We start from the raw sequence: 19,009 nt of genomic DNA on the forward strand, positions 1-19,009 counted from the left end.
ACAGAAAAGGCAGACTACACCCACTAAATAGCAACAACGAAGCCAAAAGTACAGTCACTAATCGTAAAATTTTACTCATGATGTGCTCCATATTTATTTCAACAACATTAATTGAAACACCCCTCTTAATTCGTTTTTACTACCGAGAAATAAGAGGGATTCAAAACATTTAGGCCTCAATTTCTTTCTTAAAATACGAGGGCGCAAGCTTGTACAGCAATGGCAGTACCAGTAACGTTAATAACGTTGACGAGATAATTCCACCAATAACGACGGTCGCTAGCGGCCGTTGTACCTCTGCACCGGTGCCAGTGGCGATGGCCATAGGAATGAATCCCAATGAGGCGACCAATGCGGTCATCAATACGGGGCGCAGTCTCGTTACTGCACCTTCACTGATCGCGGCATCTACATCCATGCCTTTATCGATGAGTGAACGGATATAAGCAATCATTACCAGACCATTCAATACGGCCACACCAGATAAGGCAATAAAACCGATGCCAGCTGAAATCGATAAAGGAATATCTCGCAACCATAAGGCCACAATCCCTCCTGTCAGGGCGAATGGCACGCCAGTGAAGACTAATAGGCCGTCTCGCATATTGCCAAACATCGCAAAGAGCAGCATAAAAACCAGCACCAACGCAGCTGGCACAACCACTTTCAGACGATTACTCGCTGACTGTAATTGTTCAAAGGTACCGCCCCAGGTCATCCAATAGCCAGTTGGCATGCTTACTTCTTTACGCATGCTCTCTTGGGCTTCATTCACGAAGGAACCAATATCGCGCCCACGGATATTTGCGGTGACAACCACCCGGCGCTTTCCTTCTTCTCGACTGATTTGATTAGGACTCGCCCCCATGGTGACCGCCGCTACATCGCTGAGTCGTACATAACCTGCTTTATCAGGGCTGTTACCGTCTTTGGGCAGGCGAATTGGCAGGCGTTTAATCGTATCGACATCATTGCGCAAGTGATCTGGCAAGCGAACCACGATATCAAAACGACGATCACCTTGAAACATGGTACTCACCGCCTGACCACCGATGGCGTGACTGATGACACCTTGAACATCATTCACATTGACACCTAATCGGGCGATTTTATCGCGATCAATTTGAATGTTAAGCATCGGCAATCCCGTGGTTTGCTCTACCTTTACATCGACCGCGCCATCAACTTTAGAGAGTACCTGAGAGATTTTTTCAGCTGATTTATTCATGGTGTCCATGTCATCACCAAATACCTTCACCGCCACGTCGCTACGCACACCCGAAATCAATTCATTAAAGCGCATTTGAATGGGTTGAGTGAATTCATAATTATTTCCCGGCACCTTGATAACAGCTTCTTGTATTGCCTCGATCAACTCCTCTTTACTTCGTTTTGGCTTAGGCCACTCACTCTCAGGTTTAAGCATGATAAACGTATCTGCAGCACTAGGTGGCATTGGGTCAGTGGCAATTTCTGCTGTCCCAATTTTCGAAAATACACGTTTCACTTCTGGAAACTTTTGAATAGCTAATTCTAAGTCTTCCTGCATTTGTACAGCTTGACCCAAGCCTGTGCCAGGAATGCGTAGTGCCTGCATGGCAATATCCCCTTCATTTAAACTAGGAACAAATTCACTTCCCATACGGGTCAACAACAAACCACTCAAAATGATCGTGGTACCGGCAATACTTAACACCAAGGTTTTACTATGAAGTGTCCAATCCAATAGAGATTGGTAGCGTTTTTGAATACGGCTAATGGCGCCATTTTCTTTTTCAACGATGTTATTACCGATAAATAGTGCGACGGCGGCCGGGATAAATGTCACTGAGAGAACCATCGCCGCAATCAATGCGGCAACCACCGTAAAAGCCATAGGGTGGAACATTTTTCCCTCGACACCTGTCAATGCAAAAATCGGTAAGTACACCACCATGATGATTAACTGGCCGAATAACAATGGTCTACGTGATTCTTTTGCTGCTTCAAACACTTCATTAAGGCGCTCATGCCGCGTCAATAGCCTGCCATGATGCTGTTGTGCATGCGCTAAACGCCTAACGCAATTTTCTACAATAACGACCGCACCGTCGATGATAATGCCAAAATCCAATGCGCCCAGACTCATCAGATTCGCACTCACTTTGTTGCCGACCATGCCAGTGAACGTGAATAGCATCGCTAAGGGAATCACCATCGCCGTAATGATGGCAGCGCGGATATTGCCGAGAAATAGAAACAGAATCACAATGACTAACACAGCTCCTTCGAGCAGGTTTTTCTTCACCGTATTAATCGCTTTATCCACTAATATCGTCCGGTCGTATACGGTATTAACAATGACACCTTTCGGTAAAGAGCGATTGATCTCTTCAATTTTTTCGCTCACAGCGAGCGATACCTTACGGCTGTTCTCGCCAATCAGCATAAACACAGTACCTAGCACGACTTCACGACCATTTTCAGTGGCAGCTCCTGTGCGCAACTCCTTGCCGATCTCCACGTCTGCCACATCTTCGATACGAATCGGTGTTTCATGGATGGATTTCACGATGATTTGTTTAATATCCGCCATAGAGCTGAGCTGACCTGGTGCGCGCACCAAGTATTGTTCACCTCGGCGTTCAATATAGCCAGCACCTATATTGGCATTATTCTTTTCGATCGCTGCAGCGACTTCTTGCCAGGTGACATCGTAGGCAACTAGCTTTTCTGGCCTGGGAGCAACCAAAAATTCTTTGTTATAGCCACCGATGGTATTGATCTCGGTCACACCAGCAACATTACGTAATTGCGGTTTGACGATCCAATCTTGAATCTCGCGAAGCTCGGTGGAGGAGTAAGGCTCGCCTGATGCATTTAAAGCACCAGGTTTAGCTTCGACCGTCCACATCACAATTTCACCCAGACCCGTAGAAATAGGTCCCATCGCAGGCTCGACACCTGCCGGCAATTTTGATTTCGCTTCTTGCAGACGTTCATTAACCAACTGACGCGCGAAATAGATATCGGTACCATCCTTAAATACCACTGTCACTTGCGATAAGCCATAGCGCGAGATCGAACGCGTTTGCTGTAAAGAAGGTAAACCTGCCATGACCGTTTCAATCGGAAAGGTCACGCGTTGCTCTGACTCTAAGGGCGAATACCCTGGTAACACGGTATTAATTTGTACCTGAACGTTAGTAATGTCGGGTACCGCATCGATCGGTAACCGTTGGTAGTTGACGATACCCAGTGCGGCAAAACACAAGGTCACTGCCAACACCATCCATCGATGGTCAATGGAAAAGCGAATAAGTTTCTCAAACATGATTTTTACTTTCTGAAATGAATGAAATGATTCATAAGAAGATCATCTAATTAGGTGTTAATCGTCATGACTTGCTGACGATTTACCCAATTCTGCTTTCATCAGAAAACTATTTTTTGAGACATACGTTTCACCCGCGTGCAGGCCTTTCACTACTTCAGTAAATTTACCATTAGTGCGCCCCAGTTCCACTGGTCGTACTTCGAACTGATCGCCGACTTTGATAAACACACTAGAGACTTCATTGACACTTTGAATAGCTTCGCTGGCGACAACCACCGGCGTGTTCACCGCTGCAGATTGCACGACCAGATTAACTGGCAGACCGGGATACCAAAGTCCTTTTGCATTAGACACCACCAGACGCGCCATCGCACTTAAGGTCTGATCACCGACCACTGAGCCTACATAGCTCACTTTTCCACTGGTACTCGCTTCAAATGCCGTTGCATTGATCATTGCCTTTTGCCCGACTTTGATTTGTCCTAATTCTTTTGCAGGAATAACCGCTTCAACCCACACCGTATCCAGATTGGTCACTGTAAAAATCGTGGCATCTTCTTTCAATACTTGTCCCATGGCGATATTTTTTTCCGTGATGGTGCCGTTAATGGGTGAACGAATTTCTAAACGTGTGAGTGATCCGCCAGTCGTGCCGATAGGAGAATTAGCGCCTAAAGCCGCTAATTTTTGCTCTGCACTTTGACGTGTGATATCGGCTTCTTGCAAGGCGTTTTGTGCAGCTAAATAATCCTGTTCGGCAGAAATTTTTTCTTCCCACAATTTCTTTTCTCGCTCAAAACTCTTTTTCGCTAACGCAAACCGTTTTTGTGCCGCCAGCACTTCACTGCGTTGGTCGGCTAACAGCTGACTGGAAATCACCGCTAACACTTGCCCTTGCTTAACCTTGTCACCGGCATTCACCAAAACACGTTCTACTAATCCCGTCAGACGTGGCACAACATGTACCGTGTTGTCGGCGTTCAGGCGAATTTCGCCTAAGAGTGACATTGTGCTTTGCAATAGCATCGGTCCGGCAACCTGGGTTTCTATCCCGTTATGTTTGCGTTGCTGCTCGCTCATTTGCACTCGACCTTCGATCTGCTCATAGTGAAATTCATAGGTCTTCTGATCAAATGTGGCTTTAATTTTGACATCAAAGGAATGAGGTTCTTCCAGTTCATCCGTACTGGTCAGATAATCCTGCTCTGGTATTAGTCGATACGTCTGGGCTTCCTGACCCAAGCGCTGCACCAAGACAGTGACGTCGCTGGCACCAGGTGCCATAGCTTTGCCATTTTTGTAGGGATAAAGCCGAAAGACCGGTACAGAATCCACTTCAAAAATGGTGACTTCTAACGCATAAGTGCCTTGTGTAAATAGGCGTCCGCCATGTGGACCTTTCTGATCAGGAGCAGCTTCTTCACCCGCTTTTTCTGCATGCTCTCCCGCATGACTGGCTTTATCGTGATCTTCTGTTTTAGACGTCGATTTATTTGAAAATAGGATAGCAATTGCTAAGGCAATGCTGACCACGAGAACGATGCCGACTGCAATCACCTGATTTCGGTATTTGAGCGGCGAAGATGGGGTAAGTTGAGATAAAAATTTCATGGTTATTCCTAAAATGAGTCAGTCGCTGGATAGAATTCAAACGCTTGGTCATTCAGCAGTCTTTGAATATCCGCTGCGGCAAGATGGGCATCACCACAACTACGTAAATATTGTGCTTTCGCAGCCAAGAGAGAGCGCTGCGCATCGAGTACATCTAAGAAATTGAATTTACCGAATTCAAAGCCCTTTAATGCAAGGTCAAAAGCATTTTGGGCATTGGGTAGCATATCTGTTTTACTCAGTTGTGCTTCGTCGATGGCGAAGCGTAGTCGCTGATGGGCTTGCATCAACTCATTACGAACGCGTATCTGTGTCGATTGCAGCTCATCCTTTGCCTTATCCAGACGACTAATGGTTTCCTGCACATTACCTTGATTACGATCGAACAAACTAAGCGGGATAGCGATTCCTACCATTGGTTGTTGTCGCCCGGTCAGTTGTTCCCGCTTTGCACCAAGACTTAGTGTGACATCCGGAATTTGTTTACTGCGCTCCACATCGGCCATCGCTGCGCGTTTTTCCACCTCGATTTTTGCTTTGATGATTTGTGGTGATTGCGTCAGTTGCTTTTCTAAATCCGAGCTATCGGGTAACAAAGGTAAGGTATCGAAACGTCCCAATAATTCAGTTGATTGATTTGCGTTATTGCCGATAACAGATTGCAATCGCTGGCGTGCAATCATTAATTCAGTCTCTGATTTAGCCAGCTCAAGCTGTGCGCTGGACTGCGCCACGCGCGCTTTACTTTCTTCTAACGGCGCAACTTTACCCACGGTGACTTGTTTTTTAGCTGCACTGAAAGCGCGCTGCGTCAGCTCCAGTGACGTGAGCGCCAATCGTTGACGCTCCTGTGCAATCAGTACCTCATTAAAGCGCGTTGTAACGGTGGCACGAATTTCATTTAACATCATGGTGAAGTCGATTTTAGCGATATTCAAACCGCTTTCCGCCACCGATAGTCGGGCACGTCGTTTCCCACCGAGCTCAATTGCCTGATTTACTTGCCACGTGGTACTTCGATTTTCACTGCGAGCATCTTCCATCATCGCAACCAGTTCTGGATTACGTAGTAAGCCTGCTTGACGTAAGCTGGCCTCTGTCGCCGAGATCTCCCTTTTTGCGGCAGCGATATCTGGATGATATTGCTGAGCTAAGCGTACGGCTTCGGGCAAACTTAAACGACCACTAACGACAGTACTGTGCACCATATCTGTCGAAGGACTAGTTGCAAGTATTTGGGTACTCGTTTGATCTTTTGTATGCGTATTGGTCTGTAATGTCTGTGCCACAATGTAAGTGGGTGAAGACGTCAGTAGTACCGCCGCGAGCCACGATAGCGTGGGCGGCAAAAGCAATTTTTGCATGGGACTCCCCTAAAATTATTCCTGAAACTATTCTTAAAACGAAGCAATAGGAAAAATCCGGTCGTGCGTTGTCAGTCCTTGGTATCAGAAAAAAAAGAACTAATGAAGAGTGACAATCAATTGGCGCCGGATTAGACGACGCACATCCACTTGGGACGTTCAGGCTCTGCCAAGAATGGCATGGGAGGTTGAGGGAAACTAAAGCGATCCGTATCTTGGAGTGCAGACAAATTCAAGGGATTTATCTGTAATTCGGCTGCCATTGAAGAACCATGATGGCAGGTGGCGCAATCTGGATGCGACACAGATTTTTTACTACTGGTTTTATCCTTTTGATCCTCATGACCGGATGTTTGATGTTGATGAGGATGATGCCCAAAATGTTGGGTGGATTGATCTGTTTCATGTTGACAAAATGCACTTGCCGCCGTCCAACTTAGTTGGAAGGTGAGCGCAATGACTAACATGAAGATCCATTTTTTACACATAATGCGAATTATATACCTCATCGGTTTTTCTACTAGATTACAAATTTGTTATCTAGGTTTGCGATTTAGCAGTAAGCTTGGGGACAGCAGGTAGTTTGACTAAACGTAAGCCGTTAAAAATGACCAACAGGCTTGCTCCCATATCGGCAAAGACTGCCATCCAAAGGCTGGCCGAGCCAAACACGGCGAGTACCAAGAAAATTACTTTAATCCCCAGCGCTAAACTAATGTTTTGTTTCAGAATGCGGGAGGTACGTTGACTCAATTGAATAAACTGAGGAATCTTACGCAGATCATCATCCATTAACGCCACATCGGCTGTTTCCAATGCCGTATCCGTCCCCGCAGCCCCCATCGCAAATCCAATATGGGCTTTGGCTAGCGCGGGAGCATCATTGATACCGTCTCCCACCATGCCGACGCGACCATATTGTGCTATCTCTTGATGAATGGCCGCTAACTTATCCTCAGGTAATAAATCCCCACGGGCGTCGTCGATACCGACAAGCCGGGCAATTGCCTTGGCCGTGAGTGTATTGTCACCAGTTAACATGACAGTATGTACTCCCATCGCATGCAGCTCTGCAATGGCTTGACGGCTGGTTTCACGAACCGTATCGGCAACAGCAACCATCAGTAGTGGCGTCGTCTCATTACAGAGAATTACCACCGTTTTTCCATCACTTTCGAAGGTGCGTAAAGTGTCTTCAAGGCTCGTGTTGCAGATACCCAATTCTTCGACTAAGCGGTGATTACCCAAATAAAACCATTGATCACCGATGCGTGCTTTCACTCCACGCCCCATCAAAGCTTCAAACTGAACTACTTCAGTAAGAGGTAAAGTGGTAAATTGCGTTTGCCAGTAGCGGCTGATGGCACCCGATACAGGATGGTCCGATCGTATCGCTAGGCTTGCGGCCAGCTGCAATTGGGCGTTGGTATCACCTTGAAGCAGCGTGACATCAGTGACGCTTGGCTTACCCAAGGTAATGGTGCCGGTCTTATCCAGTGCAATCACTTTTAAATTGCGCCCATCCTCCAGATAGACTCCACCTTTAATTAAAATGCCCGCTTTGGCTGCTGCCGCTAACCCGCTGACGACCGTCACCGGTGTTGACACCACTAGCGCACAAGGGCAAGCGATCACTAATAACACCAGAGCCTTATAGACCCAAACAGACCACGGTAATGCAAAAAAGACAGGCGGTACTATCATGACTGCCAATGCCAACAAGAAGATCACGGGCGTATAAATTTTAGCGAATTGATCCACGAAACGCTGGGTGGGTGCACGACTTGCTTGCGCTTCTTCAATGCGAACAATAATTCGTGCCAATGCCGAATCTGCTTTTAGGGAAGTGACACGATAAAGAAAGGAGCCGCTTTGATTAATGGTTCCAGCAAAAAGTTGATCGCCGATATTTTTCGCGACTGGCATACTTTCTCCTGTAATCGGTGCCTGATCAACAGCGGATGCCCCCTCAATCAAAATGCCATCCAACGGAATGCGCTCTCCAGGTGCCACCCGTAGAATCGCATCAATTTGAACTTGGTCGGTTTCTACGGTGAACCAGCTACCATCAGTCTGCCTTACCGTCGCTTGTTCAGGTGCCATCGCCATTAATCCCCGAATCGCATTGCGCGCACGATCTAAGGATAAGGCTTCGATCATTTCTGACAGGCTGAACAAAACCATGACCATTGCCGCCTCTGGCCATTGTCCTATGATGACGGCGCCCGTGACAGCGATTGCCATCAGAGCGTTAATGTTTAAATTGAGATTAGTGAGCGCGATCCATCCTTTTTTATAGGTGCCTATACCGCTTACCATGATGGCAAACAAGGATAAAACAATTACAGCCCAACTTGATTCATTGCCACTTACCCAGGCGATCACCTCCGCAGCTACGGCACTGGCAATTCCCAAGCCCGCTAGCCACCACGATTTATTTGAGATGGTGGGTGCATTGACATTTTGCTTAGATTGTTCCGTTGCATTAATCAGCTCGGCTTGCATGCCGATGTCTTGTAAAGCGCTTTGAATCGACTTGTCATCAACAAGATGATGCTTGACTGTGAGTTTGCGCTCTAATAAATTAAAGCTCAGTTGAGCAATGTCTTTGATGGATGCCAGCTTTTGGCGAATCAGCGCTTCTTCCGTTGGACAATCCATATTCGCTATTCTGTACACTACCGATCTTGTGCCAACAGAGGACGATGAGTCAGGTAAGATTGTGCTCACTTGTGGCGTGTCTCCGCATCCACAAGCTTGTTTATCTATGGCGCAATCGGATTGCTGTTCAGTTGCTAATGACATAAAAACTCCATGAGGCGTATAGTGCTATTTAAAACCCTGTAGTAGGTATAGGGTCAAGCGTTATTTTGCGATAAGGATGAATCAGATGGAATTAAAAATTGGAGAACTGGCGAAACGTTCAGGTTGTCAGGTCGAAACCATCCGGTTTTATGAGAAAGAAGGACTACTCCCACCGGCTGTACGCTCGGATGCTAATTATCGGTTGTATGGTGATGATCATGCTGAGAGGTTACAGTTTATCCGCCACTGCCGCTCATTAGATATGACTTTGCATGAGATTCGTCAACTTCTGCAATTTAAAGATGCACCACAAGTAACCTGTGTCGAAGTTAATCAAATTTTAGATAAACATATTGACCATGTGGCGCATCGTATTAATGAATTGACTGGGTTGCAAAAGCAACTCACGCATTTACGTAGTCTTTGCGATAATCCGACCGCTGGTAAAGATTGCGGAATTTTGCACAATCTTGCTACGACGGAAGGATTGCCAACTAAAAAATTGGGTAGCCATGGTGGAAACTGTCATTGAATAAAAGTTTTGGCTTATTTAGGGCAGATCCTCATTGGCACCGGAATTATTATCGCTAAGAACAAGTCGTAACCTATTTTAATATTGGGATTAATTCGTGATTATATTTCTTGATTTTGATGGCGTATTGCATCCAGAACCTTGCTACGACCAAAATCAGTTATTTTGTTTTTTGCCGAGATTGGAAAAAATCCTACACGAATTTCCGCACGTAAGCGTCGTGGTCAGCAGCACGTGGCGAGATACACGATCACTCGACACACTACGCGATTTCTTTGATGTTGCGATTCGCCATCGGATCATTGGTGCGACGCCTCATTGGCGTGAGCGTGCTGAATTATTTGAGGTGATTGGCTATCAACGCCAAACTGAAATTGAAGCGTGGTTACGTGATTCGGGTGAGCCATGGTTACCTTGGATAGCGATTGACGACAAGCCCTATTTATTTCGCCCATTCTTATCCAATTTAATCAAGACAGAATCATCAAGCGGATTTGACGAAAATGCGGAAATAAAGTTGCGCACTTTGTTGGCAGGCTCTTAGTAAAGCTGCATTCAATCACCAATCTCTATTTGATGAGCGCTTTTTCAAAGCTGTAAAAGCTCGCTAATTCCCCGAGATTTTTTTCTTATGATGATTTTGTTCCGCGATCGACTGAATAATAATTTCTAATCCTTCATGTGGGTCAGCATCGATGGCCTGACAATACTTGATGAATTCTACAAGTTCGATCTTCTTTCGATCCTGCTCCATTTTCCCAACACTGGTGAAGTGGGCTCCAATCATTGGTGCAAGTTCACGTAAAGTGAGCGCAGAGACGGAACGTCTTTGCTTCAACCAAGCGCGAAGCTTTTCATAATGAGGTGAGTATGAGGAAGTTTGCATGGTAGAGATATTTTCGAAGGACAAGGGCAAATAGGTGAGTGTCTTAGCTTTGCTTATGAATTATGGAAATCAGGAACTATCCGGCAAAAAACTGAAAAACAACCCGCAGAAACATGGTTTGAAAATGATGATGCGGATGGATTCGAAGTTTTAGAACATTGCGTGATGAGTGGAAATAATGCCATCATTTTGCTCTACTTGACGGACGCTGAAATGTTCGATGATAGATTTGAATATAAGGGCGTAATGCTGGCTGGTAGCTGTATAACGTATACTATCTATGAAAATTTTGAATTCTTACATTAAATCAAATAGTTACTATACTTTTTGCGGATTTTTAAGGAATCCTAGCCGCCCTCAATACCGACTTGATACATCAAAACACATGTCTAGCCCGCACAAGTAATCAGTGTTTAAAAGGTATAAGCAAAAAGAAACTTTTACCTTTTCGAGGGACTGGGCACAAATAGCCTATATGGAAATTGCCATTAAATTGCAACGACATATTACTTTCAGTGTTATGGACGGTTTTTATCCGTATCTCGGCACGCCCCCTCATTACTGGCTTTATCTCTGCGTACTCCCAACAAAGGCCGATTTAATTTTGGCACAGCGCGTGGCGAGATGGTGAGATGGTGAGATGGTGAGATGGTGAGATGGTGAGATGGTGAGATGGTGAGATGGTGAGAAAATCTTCCCCGAAAGTGTAAAAAGAGAGATCGATTCCCCATGAAAAATCACTTCAAGAACTGAACAAACTGGGCCGATTGAGAAGCGATTAGGTATCTAATTTTACAGTTTTGGGGGATGGGCAAATTTAACCAACTTTGAAAAGTACTGATTTCTTTTAAATCACATATTTGGTTGATTTTTGCTGTTTGTTAGCCGAATCCCTGCCAATCCTCTGAACTGGCTAAGTGATGCCACCTTGGTCGGAATCGCTCGCGAAGCGATCTAGACTGTACAAATCAGTTATCTCATTTCCCATCTGAAAATTTCCGAGCAAGTGGATATTCCGGCTGTTTTTCAGATTGGCAAATGCTATCCTTTGGGACACGGACTGAGTCTGGCCAACAACCACAGTTCGTCCTATTAATTGTCTAGCGTAAATGCGCCAGCTGAGTAAGAAGTCTTCGCTACACCATGGGTTATCATCAAACTACCTGAAGGAGGAAGAACTTGGAATTTAAGAGTCACAATGATTTTGATACTTTTCAACGGCACGTGCGCTTCGAACGACGGTATGTTCACACCGCGCCTGTGGTGGAATTTCTCGCTGCATTAACGGCGACGCTACCTGGACGTACACGTTCGCTATCCAAAGGTGTCGTGCTTTGTCGAGCCCAGATTGGCTATGATGAAGATCATATTGAAGGCGACGTTATCATCACCGGATTTAGCGAACAGCGTATGAAACCGAACCATGAATTCTGTGGTGAGGGTCGAGCTAATCCTCGTGGTATCGCCTATCTCTACCTTTCCAACCATTTGGATACGTGTATGGCTGAAATGCGACCACAGCGTGGACAAATGCTTTCGGTTGCGCAGTTTGAAGTTCAACGAAACTTACATTTAGTTGATTGCTATTCAGTTGAGAAGGAGTTTGGCGATATTGAACTAATCTTTTCCCCTCCAACCACGCAGGAAGGGATTAGCAATGCCATTTGGTGGCAAATCAATCAGGCATTCAGTCGTCCAATTTCGCGCGGAGACACTAGCTCGGATTACATTCCGACTCAAATTCTCGTCGAGTTTCTCCGCCATCATGGTTTTGATGGTGTATGTTTCAAAAGCGGATTAGGAGAAGGTCATAATTTCGTGTTGTTCGATTTGACCGCAGCAGAGCTGATCAATTGCGGGGTGTATGACGTCAAGGCAGTCAAATATGAATTCGGAGAATGCGCAAATAGGTATTATAAGAAGAGACACTTAGAGAATCATTCCTAATTTGCACTAGCTGTTTCGTCCGAATAGAGTCTTGAATGAGTTGACTTAAAACTCAGAGAATTAAGCAATAAATCTGGTTTGACCAATTCAAATAGTGTATCAAACTACACTTTTTGAATGTAAAAGTGTAGTTTGATACACCATCAGTGGAAAAAGTCCATCACGTCATTCTACTCAAGCAGAAGTTTACACTTCAATAAAAAAGCCAAAAGCGTTTAGACACTTTTGGCTTTTTCTACTACATGCTGCGAACAACTTAATTCCACACTTTAACCCAACGGCTCGAATAGTATTGGTGGATTTTTTTTGCCAGTTTGTTTTTGAAACCCAGACGAAAGTTCAATTTGCCTCTCTTTACTTCTGACTCAAACCATGATCAAGCGCGCCTGATAGACATGGTGAAGGCGACGCCAGAATTGATGGCGATGCTCAACGCCGCGCATCAATTGCGTTTGCCATCATGGGCTATCGCGGCCGGTGCAATACGTAATTTGGTTTGGGACGAATTACACGGTTTTGCGGTGCGAACGCCATTGCACGATGTCGACTTGGTATTTTATGATGACAGTCTGGATAGGGAAGAAGAATCTGCGCTTATTCATACCGCACGACAGGATTTGCAGCACCATTTTCCAGCGCTGGAATGGGATTTGGTAAATCAAGCGAGTGTGCATTTGTGGTTGCAACAGTTTAATGAGTCCAAGGTGCAAGCCTTTGCCAGTCTGGAGGAAGGTATCGCGTCTTGGCCCGAGACTGCAACTTGCGTTGGGGTTTATCTGGATGCGCAACAGCAAATTCAGGTGTTAGCACCGCACGGCTTAGAGGATTTATTTAGCTTGCGAGTACGCCACAATACGACAGGGGTTAGTAAGGCGACTTATTTGGCGCGTTTGCAGGCTAAGCGTTTTCTAGCAAGGTGGCCACGGTTACAGATTCTTCTCTAATTTTGTAATGAATAAAAATGTAGAGAGACTATTGCAGCATGGATCAATTATTTCGTTTTAGCCGTATCACGGTAGGATTGCATTGGATTATCGCCATCACTATGATGGCTTTGCTTGGTGTCGGCCTATACATGGTCGAGAATGAGGTTTGGCACCTCTACCATCTTCATAAGTCGATAGGCATTTTAATTTTCCCTGTGGTCTTATTGCGCGTGTTGTGGCGTCTCAAAACCGGTTGGCCAGTCGCCTTGACCGCTCAGGTCAAATGGCAGCAAACCATTGCTCAAGTAGCGCACTATATCTTGTTGATCATCACGGTTTTAATGCCAATATCAGGCATGATTTTTTCCGCCGCATCGGGCCATGGCTTTGGCATATTTTCATGGGAAATTTGGCCGTCCAATCCCTCGTTAAGCAAGCCCGGTGAGGTTGATGTGCGCAGTGTGTTCTGGAGCGATCTTGGACACGGCGGACACGAATTATTGGGCAATCTATTACTGCTAGTGCTGCTACTGCATGTACTGGGCGCTTTGAAACATCATTTGATTGATAAAGATGGTGTTCTCAAACGCATGTTGGGTATGCGCGTAGGGTAAGCAGCGATATAGGTCATGCTGCTTGCAGGTCAATGCTGCGCCAGAACTTCTTTCACGGCGGCGATGTAACGTTCACTAATCGGAACTTGATCGCCGCAACGTAACATCATTCGGTAGTTATTATCGGCAGCGACATGAATGCTGGCGATTTGATCCTTACGTATGATCGTGCTGCGATGTATGCGCAAAAAAATGGCGGGATCTAAATGTTGTTCTAAACGAGCCATTGAGGCTCGATACAGGATGGCGCGTGTCTCGGTATGGAGCTGCATGTAGTTGCCTTGCGCTTCTATCCACAATACATCTGAGAGCAACACCGTTTCTATTTTTCCGACAGAGCGTACGCTGACTTGTTGCCAGTATTTTTGTGTTGCCAGCGCTTTATTATTTTCATCTTCAACATAGTGCTGTAATGCCTTGCCATAGTTGGCTTGCTGGTGCAAGGCTAGCATACTTGCGGCACGTTCTAATGCCTGCGCGAGTCGTGTGTCATTGAGTGGTTTTAAAAGATAATCGAGTGCGTGCAATTCAAATGCTTCAATCGCATGCTCATTAAAAGCCGTCACAAAAATAATTAAGGGTGGCTCGGCGTGCTTAGATAATTCTTGCGCTAATTGTAGACCCGATTCGCGAGGCATTTGTATATCTAAAAAAATCACATCCATGTTTTGAGTGGCGAGTACGAGGCGTGCGTTGCTCACGCTTGAAGCTTGGGCTGCGATCACCCAATTCTTATGTTCTTCGATCGCATATTGTAAATTTTTTCGACCTAACTCTTCGTCATCGACAATCAAGGCACGGATAGTTTTGTTCATAGTTGAATCTCGGGTCGATGTAGCGGTATCGTGATGACGACACTGAAATTTTTATCGCTCTCCTTGATTTCCATGTTGGCGTCATCCTTATACATCATCTCTAAACGCAAGCGTGTTTGTGATAGACCCAGACCCAATCCGGGATTTTTTACTGCGTCTGCATGTAAGCGATTATCGATCTGTATTGTGACCCGATCTGCATTGAGGCTTAATTGCATGCGGATTTGACTGTGCTCTTCATGGCAATCGAGATCGTGGCGTAAGGCATTTTCTATCAAGGGTTGAAGTAGCAATGGCAGACAATCGCCATGCAAGATAGCAGGCGTAACAACGTCAATCATGACTTCTAAGCGTTCACCATAACGCAATTGTTGAAGCGCCAGATAATCGCGTATGAAATCGAGTTCATCCTTAAAGCTGACCCAATCCTTCTTGCTTGCCGTCAGGGCGTAACGCAATAAATCACTGAGCCTATGTATGCCTGACAAAGCGACAGATTTTTCATTGGTTCTGACTAAGGCACTGATGGCATTGAGGGCGTTGAAGATGAAGTGGGGTTCTAGTTGTTGACGCAGGCTGCGTAGACGTTGTTGTTCTAGCGCGAGATCTAGTTGGAGATACGCTGTCTGGGTCTGCTGCAAGATAGCATTGCGTGCTTGTGCTATATGCCAAATGCGGACGGCGATCACCACAGTAAAAGTACCAGTGAACCATGCATATTCTAAAAACCAAGTGAAATTGCTGTTTTGCGTGAATCGTACTAAAAAGCTCTGCAGTGTGTGCTCATCCGCCATTTTGAGCCACTTTGGGATCGTGATATAGAGTATGTGCAGAGGGAAGAAACTCAAAGATAGTAACAAGTACAGTCGCATAATAAGACCCGCACTGGCAATTTGTGAAGGGTATTTTTGCAAAAAGTGATGCAAGAAGCTGCTTAAGAAAAATAGTGGGACGTGCCCATTTATCCAAGACAACCAGATATTTAGAAACTGGACTTCGCTCTCATTGCGCAAGATATCTTGATAGTTTCCTGCTGCACCTATTGTGCAGATGCCCAGCCAGATCAACAAATTAATGCCAAGGATCTTGAACCAAGATGTGCTTGAGTCAATTGGTATTGCCGTGGAAGGAATGCGGGTATTCATGGCAGGAAGTATAACGTGCCGTATGACAACTGAAAATAGTGAGGCAAATTTTTAGTCACGCGCTTTTACTGCTTCATCACTCATCACTTAAATTTACCGATAAGACTTTTCATAATCATAGATATTAAAAGACGCGCAATATCGCTGTAATGAGGCGCGGAGAAGCGTTCTGTCGTTGGCGATGCTCTTGCCTATAGTATTGTGCTTGAGTTAGGGTCAGTTAGTTGGACTAAGTCCTGTGTGTCGAGGGTGATCTAATAAGGAGTCAGTGATGGCAATTGTTTTAAAAGTTAATGGACAGAGTAGAAAATTGCAGTGTGAATCTGAGAAACCCTTGCTGTGGGCTCTACGCGAAGATTTAGGACTCACTGGCACGAAGTTTGGCTGTGGTGCAGCACTATGTGGAGCATGTACGGTGCACGTTAATGGTAATGCTATGCGTAGTTGTGTGGTGCCGGTGCAAGTGGTTGCTGGTCGAGACATTACGACCATCGAGGGACTTTCGAAAAATCGTAGCCATGTATTGCAACAAGCCTGGATTACACATCAAGTGCCACAATGCGGTTACTGCCAGTCTGGTATGATTTTGGCTGCGGCCGCATTGCTGAAGCAAAACCCCCATCCTAGTGATGCCGACATAGATTTGGCGATGACGAATTTGTGTCGTTGTGGCACTTACACCCGGGTACGCGCAGCGATTCATACTGCTGCCAAAAACCTGCACGCGCTCCATCTGACAGAAAAACTGGAGGAGCGAGTATGAATTCACCGGACTCTCTCAGTCGTCGCCAATTTATCGTCAGCAATCTAGCGGTAGGGAGTTGGTTACTCGGCGTTACCGCGTTTCCTGTACCGTCCGACGCTGTTGCGCAGGGTGCTGTGAGCCCGAAGTTAAATTCGCCATTCGATTTTTATTTGAAATTTGATAAAGAGGGAGTGGTAACCGCTTATACGACGGTCACTAATTTAGGACAGGGTACGCACGTCCTTGTCGCCCAGATTGTGATGGAAGAATTAGGACTGGCAATGCATCAGGTCAAGGTTGAACATGCATCTGTGATCAAGGCATATCATCAACAATTTCCGCAAGGGATTACGACCTTTGCCAGTGTTGGGTTTCGACAAGCGCGCTTGACGACGGCACCGGCAGCGGCAGCGGCACGTGAGATGTTAATCGCCGCAGCGGCACAAATCTGGCAAGTGAGTCCAGCCGAATGTTCGGTCGAGAATGCGAGCGTTCAGCATCAAGCCAGCCAACGCTCATTGCCGTTTGTGCAGTTACTCGATTTGGCGGCAACTCAAGCGGTACCACAAAAACCGAAAGTGAAATCGCCGAAAGAATGGACGGTATTAGGAAGATCCTTGCCGCGTCCCGACATTGATGCGCGTGTCGATGGTAGTGTTAAATTCGGTATTGATATTAGTCTGCCGGGAATGCTGTATGCGACTGTGATCCATGCGCCACGTTTTGGTGAAACTTTGATAGGCGTGGATGTGAAGCCAGCGATGAAAATTAAAGGCGTTCGCAAAGTGGTTCGCCTGCCGAATGCGGTGGCGGTGATCGCGACAAGCTATTGGATTGCCCAGAAGGCTAGTCAGCAATTAAAACCTGAATGGAAGGCAGCGCCGCAAGAGCGACTGTCTAGCCCTATCATATTGGAGAGGCTGCGCGATGCTATTCGTGCTGGTGATGGCATGGCGGCGCCCGGGCAACCGACCACAGCCGCCGCTGTGGATCAGGCACTAATGCAAGCAAACCAGGTGATAGACACGGAATTTGAAGCCCCATTTTTAGCGCATGCGCCGATGGAACCATTGAATGCGACGGTTGAAGTGAGTCAGCGTGGCGCGCAAGTATGGTTATCAACGCAAAGTCAGACAGATACGCAACGTGGTATCGCGCAAGCTTTGGGGATGCAAACTGAACAAGTCACGATTCATACGCAAAATGCTGGTGGTGGTTTTGGTCGACGGCTAGAACAGGACTTCGCAGTTGAAGCGGCACTGATCGCGAGAGAAGTCAATGTGCCCGTGAAAACAATTTGGTCACGCGAAAATGAGTTGCGGTCTGGTTATTATCGACCCATCACGAGTGCGAGGATCCGTCTGGCACTCGATGCACAAGGTTTACCTAGTGCTATGCGCACCGATCTGGCTGGTCCTTCCTTGCTCGCTTACACCAAGGTGACAAATAGCCCTTTAGATGAAGGCTTTGATTGGACCACCATCATGGGCATTCATGGAAATTCGTATACACTTCCTTTGCATCATGCGCGCTGGTCGAACGTCGATTTTGCTGTGCCATGCGCTTATTGGCGTTCGGTTGGTTATTCGCAGAATGTGCATTTTATCGAACACACTTTAGAGTTAGCTGCGCGCCTGAATAAGCAAGATAGTCTTGAGTTTCGTCGTCGACTTCTACAAAATAATCTCAAAGCACTGGCATTTATGAATGCGTTTGCGGAACGTGCTCAATGGGATAGTCCAATGCCAGCCACCCATTTTCGTGGCTTCGCGATGAATGGTTATGGAAAACGTTTGTTTAGTGCCCATATCGTTGAGATCGCTGTTGTTGAACCTGGCAAGTTTCGCTTGGTGAAAATTTCTGCGGCGATTGATCCCGGCGTTGCTGGCAATCCTGCTGCGATTGAACATCAAATACAAGGTGGTACTTTATTTGGTTTAAGTGCTGCCGTGTTTGGCGAAATTACTTTTAAGGATGGACAGGTAGTACAGGGTAATTTTGATTCTTATCGCCTGATCACGATGGCACAGACACCACCGATAGAAGTTTTTGTTTTGGCGAATGGCGAAATGCCTCAAGGTGTCGGTGAAGAAGGACCACCGTCAGTCATTGCTGCGCTAGCAAATGCCTTGTTAAGGGCTGGTGGAAAGCCAGTGAATAAACTACCATTGCATCATTCTGGTTGGGAGCTACTGGACGCTTGAGATGCGTTTTGGGAATGATGCAAAACGATAACGAAAGCAGTGCATCGTGTCTACGATAAGAAGTCGGACATTTGGCAATCAAAAGTGTTTACTATAAAA

General features: G+C 46.0%; 16 protein-coding genes. 8 read left to right on the forward strand and 8 right to left on the reverse strand.

Annotated features, from left to right (window positions below; translation table 11 throughout):
- Positions 1-169: 169 nt before the first annotated feature.
- The 5 genes from AC1RR2_RS18350 to AC1RR2_RS18370 all read right to left on the reverse strand — a co-directional run bounded on the left by AC1RR2_RS18350 (position 170) and on the right by AC1RR2_RS18370 (position 9,096).
- Entirely contained in the window at positions 170-3,313 is a 3,144-nt protein-coding gene (locus AC1RR2_RS18350) for an efflux RND transporter permease subunit (protein WP_493223722.1), read from the reverse strand.
- Positions 3,314-3,370: 57 nt separating this feature from the next.
- Positions 3,371-4,927 (reverse strand): efflux RND transporter periplasmic adaptor subunit, encoded by a 1,557-nt coding sequence (locus AC1RR2_RS18355; RefSeq protein WP_493223723.1) that lies wholly within the window; start codon positions 4,925-4,927, stop codon positions 3,371-3,373.
- An 8-nt stretch (positions 4,928-4,935) separates the two neighbouring features.
- Positions 4,936-6,291: a TolC family protein gene (locus tag AC1RR2_RS18360; RefSeq protein ID WP_493223724.1), complete on the reverse strand. Its 1,356-nt coding sequence runs from the start codon at positions 6,289-6,291 to the stop codon at positions 4,936-4,938.
- 131 nt (positions 6,292-6,422) lie between these two features.
- Complete coding sequence (locus AC1RR2_RS18365) at positions 6,423-6,758, reverse strand: hypothetical protein (protein ID WP_493223725.1); 336 nt, start codon at positions 6,756-6,758, stop codon at positions 6,423-6,425.
- Between the two features lie 73 nt (positions 6,759-6,831).
- On the reverse strand, positions 6,832-9,096 hold the full coding sequence (locus AC1RR2_RS18370; RefSeq protein ID WP_493223726.1) for a heavy metal translocating P-type ATPase: 2,265 nt from the start codon (positions 9,094-9,096) through the stop codon (positions 6,832-6,834).
- A 76-nt stretch (positions 9,097-9,172) separates the two neighbouring features.
- On the opposite strand from AC1RR2_RS18370, the gene cadR reads away from it, so the two are divergent.
- Both cadR and AC1RR2_RS18380 read left to right on the forward strand, forming a co-directional pair.
- Positions 9,173-9,628, forward strand: a complete 456-nt coding sequence (gene cadR / locus AC1RR2_RS18375; protein ID WP_493223727.1) for a Cd(II)/Pb(II)-responsive transcriptional regulator — start codon at positions 9,173-9,175, stop codon at positions 9,626-9,628.
- A gap of 97 nt (positions 9,629-9,725) precedes the next feature.
- On the forward strand, positions 9,726-10,172 hold the full coding sequence (locus AC1RR2_RS18380; protein WP_493223728.1) for an HAD domain-containing protein: 447 nt from the start codon (positions 9,726-9,728) through the stop codon (positions 10,170-10,172).
- Between the two features lie 63 nt (positions 10,173-10,235).
- On the opposite strand, the gene AC1RR2_RS18385 is transcribed toward AC1RR2_RS18380, so the two are convergent.
- On the reverse strand, positions 10,236-10,514 hold the full coding sequence (locus AC1RR2_RS18385; protein WP_493223729.1) for a helix-turn-helix domain-containing protein: 279 nt from the start codon (positions 10,512-10,514) through the stop codon (positions 10,236-10,238).
- Here AC1RR2_RS18385 and AC1RR2_RS18390 point away from each other — a divergent pair.
- The 4 genes from AC1RR2_RS18390 (at position 10,509) to AC1RR2_RS18405 (ending at position 14,001) form a co-directional block, all read left to right on the forward strand.
- Positions 10,509-10,820, forward strand: a complete 312-nt coding sequence (locus tag AC1RR2_RS18390; RefSeq protein ID WP_493223730.1) for a hypothetical protein — start codon at positions 10,509-10,511, stop codon at positions 10,818-10,820. The two genes, AC1RR2_RS18385 and AC1RR2_RS18390, sit on opposite strands and share 6 nt — an antisense overlap.
- An 873-nt stretch (positions 10,821-11,693) precedes the next feature.
- Positions 11,694-12,461, forward strand: coding sequence for an RES family NAD+ phosphorylase (locus tag AC1RR2_RS18395; RefSeq protein ID WP_493223731.1), 768 nt, complete (start codon positions 11,694-11,696; stop codon positions 12,459-12,461).
- Positions 12,462-12,805: 344 nt separating this feature from the next.
- Positions 12,806-13,405, forward strand: a complete 600-nt coding sequence (locus AC1RR2_RS18400; protein ID WP_493223732.1) for a nucleotidyltransferase family protein — start codon at positions 12,806-12,808, stop codon at positions 13,403-13,405.
- Positions 13,406-13,443: 38 nt separating this feature from the next.
- Complete coding sequence (locus AC1RR2_RS18405; protein WP_493223733.1) at positions 13,444-14,001, forward strand: cytochrome b; 558 nt, start codon at positions 13,444-13,446, stop codon at positions 13,999-14,001.
- Between the two features lie 29 nt (positions 14,002-14,030).
- Here AC1RR2_RS18405 and AC1RR2_RS18410 read toward each other — a convergent pair whose 3' ends face one another.
- A complete protein-coding gene (locus AC1RR2_RS18410; protein WP_493223734.1) occupies positions 14,031-14,816 on the reverse strand; it encodes a LytR/AlgR family response regulator transcription factor in 786 nt (261 codons plus the stop codon).
- Entirely contained in the window at positions 14,813-15,961 is a 1,149-nt protein-coding gene (locus AC1RR2_RS18415; RefSeq protein ID WP_493223735.1) for a sensor histidine kinase, read from the reverse strand. Before AC1RR2_RS18415 ends, AC1RR2_RS18410 begins: the two co-directional genes overlap by 4 nt.
- A 277-nt stretch (positions 15,962-16,238) precedes the next feature.
- On the opposite strand from AC1RR2_RS18415, the gene AC1RR2_RS18420 reads away from it, so the two are divergent.
- Entirely contained in the window at positions 16,239-16,724 is a 486-nt protein-coding gene (locus AC1RR2_RS18420; protein ID WP_493223756.1) for a (2Fe-2S)-binding protein, read from the forward strand.
- Positions 16,721-18,910: a xanthine dehydrogenase family protein molybdopterin-binding subunit gene (locus tag AC1RR2_RS18425; protein WP_493223736.1), complete on the forward strand. Its 2,190-nt coding sequence runs from the start codon at positions 16,721-16,723 to the stop codon at positions 18,908-18,910. Before AC1RR2_RS18420 ends, AC1RR2_RS18425 begins: the two co-directional genes overlap by 4 nt.
- Positions 18,911-19,009: the final 99 nt, after the last annotated feature.

The sequence above is a fragment of the Undibacterium sp. GW821-FHT11H02 genome (assembly GCF_058808015.1).